Consider the following 13543-nt stretch of genomic DNA (forward strand, 5'->3'; position numbering starts at 1 on the left):
TACTGTACGCTTAAATTACTTGATTGAATGGAAACTATTTAACCATTCCAGCAACTTCATCAGCAAAGTTAGATTGAACTTTTTCAATTCCTTCTCCAACTTCGTATCTAATAGCAGAAACTAATTCACAGTTGTGATTTTCTAAGTATTTTGCTACTGATAATGAATCTTCCATTACAAAAGCTTGTTTTTCTAAAACAAATTCTGATAATTGTTTGTTTAGTCATCCTTCTGTAATTGATTGTTGAATTTTTTCTGGTTTATTTTCGAAACCATTTGGTGCTACAAAACCTTCCTTGATTGATTCTAATCTTTCAGCAGGAATTTGTTCTGTTAACACAAATTCAGGATTCATTGCTGATACATGCATTGCAACATTTCTTGCAGCTTCAGTGTTGTTTCCTTTAACTGTAACAACAGCAGCAACTTGTTTGTTTGCATGTTCGTAAATACCTAATACTTGGTCTTCTTTAGCTTCAACTCTTTCAATACGACGTAATGAAATTTTTTCACCAATAACAGCTGTTGCATTAACTAATGCTTGTTCAACTGTGTCGCCGTTTGCTAATTTAACTGCTAAAGCTTCTTCTAATGATTTAGCGTTAGCGTTAAATACTGATTGAGTTACTTCGCTTAATAATGAAATAAATTTGTCGTTCTTAGCAACGAAGTCTGTTTCAGAGTTAATTTCTACTAAAACAGCTTGTTTTTCATTACCGAACGCAGCTACAGCACCTTCAGCCGTAATCCGTCCAGCTTTCTTAGCAGCTTTAACAATTCCATTTTCTTTTAGTCATTGAATAGCAGCTTCAATTTCGTAATTAGTAGCTTCTAAAGCTTTTTTACAGTCCACTAAAGCTGAATTGGTTCTTGATCTTAATTCTTTGATCTTTTCCATTTTCATGTCTGCCATGATTATCTCCTAAGGTTTTAAAGTTTAATAATTAAGTTAAATTAGTTTGCTTCTGATGTAGTTGTTGATTCAACTTGAACTTGTGGTTGTTCTTTTTGGAATGAAGGTAAAACAACTTTTTCGTCTTCTTGGAAAGCAAATTTGTGTTGACCACCTCTAGCTTTAACAATAGCGTCAGCTAGAATTGTCATGATTAATGTAATTGATTTTGCTGAATCGTCATTAGCAGGAATACCAAAGTCTAATAAATCTGGATCTGTGTTTGTATCCATAATTCCGACAACTTTGATTTTCTTTCTTCTTGCTTCTTTAACAGCAATTGCGTCTTCGTTTGGATCTGCAACAATCATAATTTGTGGCATTTTTGATCCCATTGTACGAATACCGTTTAAGTTTTTGTGTAATTTATCTAAGTCTTTTTGTAATAATAAAGCTTCTTTCTTTGTGTATCCAGCAAATCCTGTTGCAGCTTTATCTTCAAGTTCTTTCATTTTCTTAACACGAGACATAATTGTTGAGTTGTTTGTTAATGTTCCACCTAATCATCTCTCTGTTACAAATAATGAGTTTGTTCTTTCAGCAGCTTCTCTAACAGCTTCACGAGCTTGTTTTTTAGTTCCAACAAAAATGAATTGCGCACCTTTTGCTGCTAATGTGTTTAGCATGTTGTAAGCTAATTCTAAAGCTTTTTGAGTTTTAATAATGTCAATAACATGTGACCCTTTGTTTTTTCTTCCAGGTACGATGAATTCTTTCATTTTAGGGTTTCATGCGTGTGTTTTGTGTCCGAAGTATGCTCCAGCTTCTAATAATTTTGCTTTTGAAACAATAACTGGTTTTGCTTCTTTAGCAACAGCAGCAGGCTTAACTTCTTTTGCTTCTTTTTTAATTCTACGTTTTCTGACATAAAGATGTCTCCTTTAGTTTGTTTTTGCTACATAAATGTTTCAACTCGCCTAGCACTATAATTAGCACACCCAAGCGAATCCGCACTTATGGTTATAAAAAAATTTGTCAAGTTTGTAAAACTCTTGTTTTAATTTTAATCAAAAAATTGAATTTTCCAAGCAAAAAACTCCATTTTAATATTTTTTGTAAAAATAGCAAATATTAAAATATAACTGTTATAATTTGAAAATTATTTAAAACAAGAGGTAACAATGCGTCAATTTGAAAATATTACTTTAACCAATATGTGCATGATTTATGACGATAAAGGCAACGTTTTAGCTCATGATAGGTTAAAAAGATGAAAAGGAATTGCTTTCCCAGGTGGACATGTTGAATTAAACGAATCGATTGTTGATTCAACAATTAGAGAAGTTTATGAAGAAACGGGTTTAAAAGTTTCTGATTTACAATTATGTGGTATTAAACAATGATTTAATGAAGAAACAGGACGTAATGTTTGCTTTTTATACAAAACTAACAAGTTTGAAGGTCAATTAATTAACACACCTGAAGGTAATAATTTTTGAACAACTTTTGATCAATTGGCGAAATTAGAACTTGCTGATAATTTTGGAATTATGCTTGAAGTGTTTTTAAAAGACGAATATTCAGAACATTATAATAATAAATACTTAAATATAGTTGATGAATTGAAATAACAAAACAGCAAAGGTTATTCTTTGCTGTTTTTTAGTTGTTAAAATTCAAGTCCTGATTTTAAATAATCATGTCAATTTGGTACATATTCAACTTCAAAAATCTCGCACTGTTGTTTAACAAATTTATCTCAAGCTGCTATATCAACTTGCACAAGCATTCCATTGTTTGGTATTGTAGTTTGAGCTAAAACAATTAAATAATGTAACAGACAATGTTGCTCTTGAGTCACTATTATGCTTAAGCCTTTAGCATAAGCTTCTTTGTAAGTTTGTAAAATAGCTCCACTAATATAAATTTCTTCAATGTGGTGTCGTTGGTATTTTCAACCGTAAGTTTCGGTTAACTTATAGTTTTTATAATAATTGGCAATTTTTAACTTATCAAATGGTAGTGGTTGTGGCATGTTGTGGTACTTCAAAAGCTTTTCAACAACTTGAAAGTAAATTTTGATCCATTTGTTCGATTTATCCATAATTTAATAATAGCAAACTATTAGATATAAAAACACCATATTGAAAATATGGTGTAAATAAATTATTTGTAAGCAATTTGTTCTTGATATAAATCAACATCAAATGCTTTGATGAATTCTGTCATTAAATCAATTGTTGCTTGAATATCGATTAATGATGCTAGTCCAATTGGACTGTGTAGATATCTTTGCGGAATTGAAATTGTAGCTACTGATGAACCACCTGGTGCAAACTGTAATTCAGCAGCATCAGTTCCACCACCTCCTGCTACATATTTGTATGCAGGAATGTTTTTATCTTTAGCAATTTGCATTAGTACTTTAATTAATTTTGGATCCGGTAATGTTCCACCATCTTTGACTAAAATACTTACACCCTTACCTAATGAAGGTGTTCCTGGTTTAGCACCTGTTGTATCATGTGCGGCTCCGGTATCAACAGCGAAAGCTACATCAGGGTTTAAAATTCCAGCAGAAGTTTTAGCTCCACGAGTTCCAACTTCTTCTTGAACTGTTCCAACTAAGTACACATCACAACCTAAATCTAAATTGGCAATGTTTTTAGCAATTGCTTCAAGCGCTGTTACACCCGCACGGTTATCCATAGCTTTACCACCTACAATATTATTAGCAAATTGTAGTGTTTCACCTGATAAGAAAATTTTGTCACCGATTTCAATGTTTGCTTCTTCAACTTCTTTTTTAGATGTGAAACCTAAATCAACAAATAAGTCAGCTTCTTTAATTGCTACACCTAATTTGTCTCTATCCATGATGTGAATGCTGGTGTGTCCAAATACACCTGAAAATCTTTGTCCTGTAGCTGATGAAACTACTGTAGCTTTTGTTCCAATTACAACAGAAGGTCATACACCACCTATTGTTGTAACTAAAATATTACCATTGTCAGCTATAGATCTAACCATGTATCCAACTTCATCCATGTGAGCTGCTAACATTACTTTTGGTGCATTAGATTTAGCTGATTTTTTGAAGAAAATTACTGAACCTAAAGCATCACGAGATACTTCAAAACCACTGATGTTTCTTTTTAATTCTTCAACAACCGGTTCTTCAAAACGCGAAATAGCTTCAATGCTCATGTAAGTGTTTAAACGGTTATATAGTTCTTGATATTTTTGATCCATATTAAATTAACTCTTTCATTTTGTTTTCTAAAGAATCAAAGTCAACTTGTGCTTTAACTTGATCGTTAATTTGTTTGTAAACAACTTTGTTATCTTTGTCTAAAACAAACATTGCTCTAGCTGAAATTTTTAATTCATTAATTAACACTCCAAAACCATTTAGTGTTGAATGGTCGAAGTAATCTGAATAAAGTTGAATGTCTCCAACTTTGTGTCCATCAGCATAGTTTTGTAGTGCTGTTGGTAAATCAACTGAAAATGATGCATAGTCAAATTGTGGATATTTTTCAGATAATTCTGCTAGTTTTAAAACTTGCATATCACAAACTGAAGTGTCAATTGAAGGGAATGTGGCTACTACTATGTAGTCATGTTCTCTATTAACTTCTGATTGCGCAAAACCACCTCTTAAAGCACCGCTTAATTTTACTGCTTGATTCATTTCAACTTCATTACCATTAAGTGTAAGTTGTTTGTCATCGATATATGTAACTCTCATATCATCTCCTTAAATAAAAAAGCCTGATACAGGCATATGGTGCACTAAACAGGACTTGAACCTGCACGGATTTCTCCAGTAGATTTTGAGTCTACGGTGTCTACCATTCCACCATTAGTGCGCTTTTAACTATTATACTAAAAAGTTAATAGTTATTAACAATTCGTTGGTGATTAGTGTTATTTTTCAATAAATATGCTTCGTTTAAATCATTTTGTGTATAACCTAATGAAACAAATGAACCTAGTGCAATTTCAAAAGCATAAAGCAAGGTATCTTGATTAGAATTTTGCATAAAATCAGTTATTGCGATAAATAATTGTTGAAATTGAATGTTAATATCATCATTTACAATCTTAGGTTCAATAATAGGTTTTAAATCATAATTAATAGCTAAATTAACAAAAAAGTGTAATAAATCAGCAAATTCCTCAGTGACTTTATTTTTTTGAATATTTTTGTTTAATTTTCAGTATTTAAAAGATTGCACTTCGTTAATAAATTCACCAGCTTCAATGATTAAAGCTAAACTTTTTTGAACTTGTAAATCATTACTGTTTAAATTTGGATTTAGTTTTTTAGCCTTTAATTCTATTTTGTTATCTAATTCTTTTTGCATTTGAAAAATACTTGATAAATTCATGCATTAATTATAATACTTTGGCTTAATTTTAGGGCAAAAAGTTATAAAAAAATAAGTTGCATTAAGCAACTTATTTAGCATTATTTTAATGAAATTAGTACATGTAGCCTTCATCGATATCATCGATTGCTTCAAACATTTCATCTTCGTCTGTGAATTCGGAATTTTGATCTTCAATTAATTCAAAGAAATCATCACTTGAGTTAATTTCATATTCTGTATCGTATTCAGCAGCGATTTCAAATTCATCCATGTCTAGTTCATCGTGAATTTGTTCATCGAAGTTATATGTATCATCAGCTTTATCTGTAAAGTATGAACGTGGATCTCTAATATCATATTTACCTTTTAGTTCATAATTCCCATTTGTTCCGGCAGGAATTTTGTGTCCTAAGATAATATTTTCTTTTAGACCTTCAAGCAAGTCAACTTTTTGACCAATAGAAGCATTAACAAGAATTTTAGCTGTTTCTTGGTATGAAGCAGCTGATAAGAATGAATCACTTAATAAAGGTGTTTGTTTTGCTCCACGAATTTTAACTTCACCATAAGCTGGTTTTTTACCTTGTGCTAGTAATTCACCATTAACTCTTTGGTAAACTAATGTATCAACTAAGCTACCTGTGAAGAATTTTGAATCTCCTGGGTCTGTGATGATAATCTTAGATAACATTTGTCTAATAATAATTTCAATGTATTTGTCAGAAATTGTAATACCTTGTAGACGGTATAGTCTTTGAATTTCTTTCAATAAGTAGTTTTGAACTGAACGAGTGTCAGCAACTTTTAACAAGTCGTTAAGGATAATTGGTCCTTCAAATAATTTTTGACCTGAAACTACTTTATCACCAGGTTTAACACGTAATTTTTGTGAAGATTTTCCTGGGAATTCAGCGTATAGTGTATTCCCTTCTTTGTCTCTGTATTCGACTCTAACAACTTTTGAATCAGCAACTTTACCTTCTGTTTTTAGCTCTGGAGTGTCAATTGAAACAACTGTTCCATTAACACTTGAAATTACAGCTGGTTTTCCTCAAGGGAAATCATAAGCATCGATTAACTCTGTTAAACGACCAAATCCACCTGTAATATCTTCTCCACCAGCAACCCCTCCTGTATGGAATGTACGCATGGTTAGCTGAGTACCAGGCTCACCAATTGATTGAGCAGCAACTACCCCTACAGCTTCACCAATGTTTACTAAACGGTTTGTGGCAAGGTCTTTACCATAACACATTTTACATACACCATTACGTGTATGACATGAAAGTACTGAACGAATTTCCACTTCAGATTTTCCATATTCATTAACAATTTTTTCTGCTAATTCAGGAGTTATTAAAGTGTTTCCTGCAACTAAGACATTACCATTATCATCTAAAATTGCTTTGTTTGTGAAACGACCTTCAATTCTTTCTGCTAATGGTTCGATAACTGTATCTGTTTTTGTGTCTTTAATGTCTTTAACAACAAATCCAAAGTCAGAACCACAATCAGCTTCTCTAACAACGATTCCTTGTGCAACATCAACTAATCTACGTGTTAAGTATCCTGATTTAGCTGTGTTAAGCGCAGTATCTGTTAACCCTTTTCTGGCCCCGTGGGTAGATGAGTAAAATTCATAAGCTGTTAGTCCTGATAGGAATGAAGACTTAACAGGGATTTCAACTGTTGAACGAACAACACGATCGTTTTCAGCATCGGCTTTAAGAACTTTGGTGTTGTTGTTCATAAGTCCACGCATACCAGCTAGCTGAGTAAAGTTTGATGAGTTTCCACGTGCTCCTGATGTAAACATCATAAACAGTGGGTTATCGATGTCTTTTTTGGTTTCAGCTTTTAGATCTTTTTCAATTTCTTCTTTGACAGAAGTTCACTTGTTAATTGTTAATGTATAACGCTCATCATCAGTAATTCAACCTTTTTTGAAGTATGATGCTAATTGTTTGATGTAATTATCACCTTCTTGAATTTTAGCTCTAGTTGAATCAATTGTAGTAATGTCGTTCATTGAGATTGTTGTTCCTGAAATAGTTGAGAACTTAAATCCTAAGTTCTTAATATTGTCAAGAATTGAAGCTACATAGTTTGAATATTCAAATCAAACTTTTTGTAGAACTGTTGTATATGTGCTGATTGTTCATCTTGGAGCTTCAGCAAGGTTTAAATCTGGATTTTTCTTACGGTGTAGATAAACTAAGTATTCAAATTCTTTTTTAATTAAGTTTGAAAGTAATTTAGCATGTGAAGTATTAATTGGATTACCTGCATAATCTTTTAAATCTGCACAAGCTTCAAAACGAGTTTCATAGTTTAATTCGGTAGTTGTGTTAATTACTGAAGCAACATCTTCGATTGTCACAACTGCAACATATGTTTCATAAATTTTACGAACAATTTTAGCAATATCTTTTTTACTTAATGCTAAGTTGACTGGTGCTTCAGAAACTATTTTCTTACCGTTTTCCCCATAACCAAATGTGTAAAGATCCAACACGTTAACATCTGATGAAGTGTGAATTTTTTCTTTTCCTTCGCCGTTTTGTCCTACATATTTACCAAAAATAAATTCAAAGTCTGATGGTAAGGCTTTATTTAAAATGAATTTACCAACAGTTGAGAAAATGTAAGCATTTTTAGTGTTATTTGATACTGATTCTTTTTCTAGTGTTTCAATTGGAAGAATAACTCTTGTGTGTAGTGAAACTAAATTATTTTCATATGCTTTAAGCATATCGTTGTAATCAGCAAAGTATTTTCCTTCGTTTTGTTCAGCTTTAGCTGAGCCATCTTTTTCCATTGTTAGATAGTAAAGACCTAAAATCATATCCTGTGAAGGATTAATGATAGGCTCTCCATCCTTTGGACCTAAGATGTTTTTTGAAGCAAGCATTAGTTCTTGTGCTTCTCTAACTGCTTGTGGAGAAACAGGAACGTGAACAGCCATCTGATCTCCATCGAAGTCAGCATTGAAGGCTGTTGTTACTAATGGGTGAAGTTTAATAGCTTTACCACGAATTAAAACTGGTTGGAATGCTTGAATCGATAAACGGTGCAGTGTGGGTGCACGGTTTAATAATACCGGTCTTCCTTCGATTGCTTTTTCAACATAAGGTCAAATAATTGGGTTTAAGTTTTCAATCATTTTCTTAGCTGATTTAACACTAGTTACATTTGGTTCACCATTCATTAACTCATTAATAATTCATGGTTCAAATAACTTAGCCGCCATATCACGTGGAATACCAACTTCATGCATTTTTAGATTTGGTCCAACAACAATTACACTACGCCCTGAGTAGTCAACACGTTTTCCTAGTAAGTTTTGTCTAAAACGACCTTTTTTACCTGTTAGTGCATCTGAAATAGATTTTAATGGGTTGTTGTCTTTTGATGTAACTGGAGAAGGTTTTTTTCTTCCGTTGTCAATTAATGCATCAACTGCTTCTTGAATCATACGATACTCATTTTGTTTAATTAACATCGGAGCATCGCTTTCGATTCATTTACCTAAACGATTATTTCTAATAATAATACGTCTATATAATTCGTTGACATCACTTGTTGAGTGTCTTCCACCATCAAGCTGGATTAAAGGACGTAAGTCAGCCGGCATAACTGGTAGATTGTAAATCAACATTTGTTTTGGATGTTGACCTGAATTGATGAATGAGTTAATTACATTTAAACGTTTATATAGTTTATTACGTTCTTGTTCTCTTGATGAACCTTTAGCTATTAATGAACCTGTGTCAATTGAGTTGATATAATCAATTTCTTTTTTAACTTCTTCAAGTTCTTTTTGTAAATCAACTTTTTCTAATAAATATTCAATAGCTTTTGAACCTGTGTCGATTTTAGCATCAGAGTATTCATGAATAATTTCGTTGTATTGATAAAAATCAATACCAAAATCTTTACCAATTTTTGAGTTTGCGTATTCATCCAATTCTTCTAATGAAGTTTTAATATCTTCATATTCATCACTATTTTCATCATGCATTTCTAGCATTTCAGTAAGTGCATTGTGATAAATTTCAACAGCGTCATTAATATCAATGATTCTATTTTTGTGTAAACTCTTTAATCCACCATCTTCTAAAACAATGTGAGATTTATAGTAAATAATTTTTTCTAAATCAGCTTTTGTAACTGGCTTAGATGATTGATCAACTTTTAGACCTAATAATTTAGCAATAATTGAGTGATCAATTTTGAAGAATCAGAAGTGAACAACTGGGTTGTGTAATTTGATATGTCCCATTCTTGTTCTACGTGTGATTTTAGGTAAAATTTCTGGTTTATATTTTTCACAAGCTGGAGTTTTTGAACAGTGTTGTCCTTCATCGCTCTTTTTATATTTTGTTCCACAAACCGGACATTTGTAGTCAGTTGTGGGACCAAAAATTAATTCATCAAATAAACCATCTTTTTCTGGTTTGTATGTTTTATAGTTGATTGTTTCAGCTTTAGTTACTTCACCATTTGATCATGCTAAAACATCTTCGTTAGTAGCCAATGAAAGGGTAATTTTATTAATTGTTTTTGTTGCATTTTTAATTGTTGTATCAAAATTACTCATTTAAGTCACCTCCCATTTCATTGAAATCAAAGTATTGTTCTGTGTTTACTGACATGTCATCTGTAATTGTTTTTTCAGATAATTCTAGTTTCATTCCTAGACCTTTAAGTTCATAACTTAAAACGTTAAATGATTCAGGAATTCCTGGATCTGGTAATTCTTTACCTGAAACCAAAGCACTATATAGTGAATTTCTTCCTGCTATATCATCTGATTTATAAGTAAGAATTTCTTGTAGCACATTAGCAGCTCCATAAGATTCGATGGCTCATGTTTCCATTTCCCCGAATCTTTGTCCCCCGTTTTGAGATTTCCCTCCAAGTGGTTGTTGGGTAATCAGTGAGTATGGCCCGACGCTACGTGCATGCATTTTATCATCAACCATGTGGTTAAGTTTTAACATGTACATAACACCGATTGAAATTGGTTTGTCAAACTTACGTCCTGTAATTGGATCGATTAATGTTTGTTTACCGTTTTTATCTAAACCAGCTTCTTCTAAAGCAGCTTCGATATCTTGTTTTTTAACCCCATCGAATGAAGGTGTAACGAATTTAACACCAAGTTTTCTAGCGGCCATACCTAAGTGTAACTCTAAAACTTGACCAATGTTCATACGTGAAGGCACACCTTGTGGGTTAAGCATAATGTCTAATGGTGTTCCATCTTCTAAATATGGCATATCTTCTTCTGGTAAAACAATTGAGATAACCCCTTTGTTTCCGTGACGACCAGCCATTTTATCCCCAACTTTGATTTTACGTTTTTGCGCAATTGAGACTTTAACAATTTTATCTACACCTTCTTCTAAAGTATCTCCATTATCACGTGAAAGAATTTCAACGTGAGTTACAGTACCGTGGTGACCGTTTTTAACTTTTAATGAAGTATCTTTTGTTGTTGAAGGACGTTGACTTAAAATTGCCATTAATAATTTTTCTTCTTGAGAAGGATTATCTTCACCTTTTGGTGACAATCTACCAACTAAAACATCACCTGGTAATACTTCTGATCCAACTCTTACAATACCATTTTCATCTAGATTTCTGATTGAGTGTTTTGAAACATTTGGAATATTAGCAGTTAAAACATCATCACCTGCACGAGAAGTTCTGAATTGAATGATTTGTTCTTCAATATGAATTGATGTATAAACATCATCCTTAACTAATCTTTCATTAATAATAACAGCATCCTCGAAGTTATATCCATTTCAGGTTGTGAATCCAACTAAAACGTTTTTACCTAATGCCATTTCTCCATCTTTAAATGATGAACCATCAACTAGTAAGTCACCTTTTTCGACATATTGACCTACTTTAACAATTGGTTTTTGCTGGATTAAAGTATCTTGATTTGATCTTTCAAAGTTTCTTAGGGTATATTTATCTGTACTATCTTTTTGGTTTTTAATATGAATTTTTGAACCGTCAACATAAGTTACTACACCGGCATTTTTAGCTACTAAGTTATATGATGAATACTTAGCAATATCGGCTTCAATACCAGTTGCAACAAATGGGGCTTCAGCTTCTAATAAAGGAACTGCTTGACGTTGCATGTTAGATCCCATAAGCGCACGGTTGGCATCATCGTTTTCTAAGAAAGGAATAGCAGCAGCAGCAACTGAAACTATTTGTTTTGAAGAAACCTCGATAAAATCGATTTCTTCTGGTGTACCTGTTAAGTAAGTGTAATCACGTCTAATTGTTAAACTTTGATCAACAATTCTGTTGTTTTCATCAACTTTAACTGATGATTGAGCAAATGAGTAACCAATTTCCTCAGCTGCAGTTAAGTATCTGATTTCATCATATTGAACAACTCCATTTTCCACTTTGAAGTAAGGAGTTTTTAAGAAACCTAATTCATCAACTTCTGCATAAGTAGCATAGTTTAAGATAAGACCAATGTTTGGTCCTTCAGGTGTTTCGATAGGACAAATTCTTCCATAGTGAGTTGCATGAACGTCACGAACTTCGAATTGAGCTGTATCTCTGTTAAGACCACCAGGCCCTAGAGATGTAACACGACGTTTGTTTGAAACTTCGGCTAATGGGTTAATTTGGTCCATAAATTGTGAAAGTTTTGATGAGTTAAAGAATTGTTTAAACTGAGTTGTAATAATTTTGTTATTGGTTACATTTTTTGCTGTAACTTTACTTGCTTCTTTAGAACCCATACGTTCACGAGTTTGTTTTTCAAATTTAATTAAAGCAGTTGCTAATTGACCTTCTAATAATTCACCAACAGAAACAATACGTTTATTTGTTAATGAATCTGGATCATCGTCTTGACCAATTCCTTCAAGTAAGTTGAAGTAATAATTAATAGCAGCAACAATATCAGAAATCAATAGATGAGTTTCTTTTGATTTAGGGTCATTCCCAATAACTAAAACAGGATTTTCTGGATGTTCATCCATGTGTTTTTTAGTTGGGTAAACTAAAAGTTTAGAAATACGAATACGTTTTTCTAATTCATCCTTTTCATCTTTTTCATCAATCAGATTGTAGTAAACAATTTTTGGATCAATTCCAGGAATGTTTGACATTAATCTTAATTGGTTTTTGTTTTCAGTCAATTCTTGAATTTTCTTAGCTTTTGCTAGATCGATAAATTCACCTTTAACAAATAAAGGTTTATCTTCGTTTCTGATTGTTAAGTTTTCAGCTAAGTATGTATTTGTAATACGGTCAACTAATGATAGTTTTTTATTCAACATGTAACGACCTGTGCTTGAAAGGTTGTAACGTTTTTTATCAAATAAAGTGTTTGGTAACAATGAAGCTTTTGCACTATCTGTAGGTCTATCACCTTTTCTCATAGTGTTGAAAAGTTCATCTTGACAATTTTTAAGTAATTCCAACTTGTCAGCGTAGTCTTCTAAAATAAACTTGTCTTTTCTTAAAGTTGTATCTAAAACATCACTGTTTCCGAATAATTCACGAATTGTTTTTTCCTCAAACCCGAATGCACCAAGGAATGTTCCTAAATTAACGTTTTTGTTTTTATCAATTTTTACTTTAACTGTATCAGTTGCTGATGAAGTAACACGGTGTGAAATTTCTAATCAAGAACCGATTCTAGGTAAAATTTCTAATTTGTTGAAAAGGTCATCAGATTGTTTATTTCTAACACTTAGTCCAAAATAAGCACCAGGTGAACGGATCAACTGACTAACAATAACTTTTTCAGATCCGTTAATGATGAAACTTCCACCTGAAGTCATGTAAGGAATTTCTCCTAGTAAAACTTCATCTGTTTGAGTTTCACCTGTTTCTCCTAGTTCTCATCTAAGTTCGGCATAAACTTTTAAACTAAAGTTGATTCCTTTAGCTTTACATTTTCTAATTTCTTCACTTTCACTTGTGATTTTTTTGAATGGGTATTCAAATCTAATTGAACCTTTTACATAATCAAGTTTAACTTCTTGATTTGCAGCTTCAATTGGATAAACATCTAATAAACAAGCTTCTATTCTTTCGCGAACAAATTTTTCAAAACTTGATTTGCTTGTTTTCAGAATGTCAAATAATTCTAACGATTTTTTAGTAACAGAGTAATCTCTTCTCTCTGTAATTGGACCAAATTTACGTAATTTGTAATTTGTTGGTTTAGAATTCATGCAATTAAGTCCTTTCTGAGTCAACCTATAAAATCAAAACAAAAAAA

Annotated in this window: 9 protein-coding genes and 1 tRNA gene; 1 reads left to right on the forward strand and 9 read right to left on the reverse strand. The window is 32.2% G+C overall.

The window, feature by feature from the left end:
• Positions 1-34: 34 nt before the first annotated feature.
• Together tsf and rpsB are read right to left on the reverse strand one after the other, a co-directional pair.
• Positions 35-913 carry a translation elongation factor Ts gene (tsf, locus tag FG904_RS01510; RefSeq protein ID WP_139592171.1) on the reverse strand — a complete coding sequence of 293 codons (879 nt, stop codon included), beginning with the start codon at positions 911-913 and terminating at the stop codon, positions 35-37.
• A gap of 41 nt (positions 914-954) precedes the next feature.
• Positions 955-1803 carry a 30S ribosomal protein S2 gene (rpsB, locus tag FG904_RS01515; RefSeq protein WP_246051817.1) on the reverse strand — a complete coding sequence of 283 codons (849 nt, stop codon included), beginning with the start codon at positions 1801-1803 and terminating at the stop codon, positions 955-957.
• A gap of 270 nt (positions 1804-2073) precedes the next feature.
• Here rpsB and FG904_RS01520 point away from each other — a divergent pair, with 270 nt between their 5' ends.
• Positions 2074-2523: an 8-oxo-dGTP diphosphatase gene (locus tag FG904_RS01520; RefSeq protein WP_139592173.1), complete on the forward strand. Its 450-nt coding sequence runs from the start codon at positions 2074-2076 to the stop codon at positions 2521-2523.
• A gap of 38 nt (positions 2524-2561) precedes the next feature.
• Here FG904_RS01520 and FG904_RS01525 read toward each other — a convergent pair whose 3' ends face one another.
• From FG904_RS01525 to rpoB, 7 genes are all read right to left on the reverse strand, one after another.
• Positions 2562-2996 (reverse strand): hypothetical protein, encoded by a 435-nt coding sequence (locus FG904_RS01525; protein ID WP_139592174.1) that lies wholly within the window; start codon positions 2994-2996, stop codon positions 2562-2564.
• Positions 2997-3058: 62 nt separating this feature from the next.
• On the reverse strand, positions 3059-4144 hold the full coding sequence (locus FG904_RS01530; protein WP_139592175.1) for a M42 family metallopeptidase: 1086 nt from the start codon (positions 4142-4144) through the stop codon (positions 3059-3061).
• 1 nt (position 4145) lies between these two features.
• Positions 4146-4643: a redoxin domain-containing protein gene (locus FG904_RS01535; RefSeq protein ID WP_139592176.1), complete on the reverse strand. Its 498-nt coding sequence runs from the start codon at positions 4641-4643 to the stop codon at positions 4146-4148.
• A 37-nt stretch (positions 4644-4680) separates the two neighbouring features.
• A tRNA-Leu gene (locus FG904_RS01540) sits at positions 4681-4764 on the reverse strand.
• A 24-nt stretch (positions 4765-4788) separates the two neighbouring features.
• Positions 4789-5286, reverse strand: a complete 498-nt coding sequence (locus FG904_RS01545) for a dUTP diphosphatase (protein ID WP_139592177.1) — start codon at positions 5284-5286, stop codon at positions 4789-4791.
• A gap of 94 nt (positions 5287-5380) precedes the next feature.
• Positions 5381-9868 (reverse strand): DNA-directed RNA polymerase subunit beta', encoded by a 4488-nt coding sequence (locus FG904_RS01550; protein ID WP_139592178.1) that lies wholly within the window; start codon positions 9866-9868, stop codon positions 5381-5383.
• Positions 9861-13496 (reverse strand): DNA-directed RNA polymerase subunit beta, encoded by a 3636-nt coding sequence (gene rpoB / locus FG904_RS01555; protein ID WP_139592179.1) that lies wholly within the window; start codon positions 13494-13496, stop codon positions 9861-9863. The genes FG904_RS01550 and rpoB overlap by 8 nt, the downstream gene beginning before the upstream one ends.
• Positions 13497-13543 lie beyond the last annotated feature (47 nt).

Source organism: Mycoplasma nasistruthionis (assembly GCF_006228185.1).
GTDB classification, from domain to species: domain Bacteria; phylum Bacillota_I; class Bacilli_A; order Mycoplasmatales; family Metamycoplasmataceae; genus Mycoplasmopsis; species Mycoplasmopsis nasistruthionis.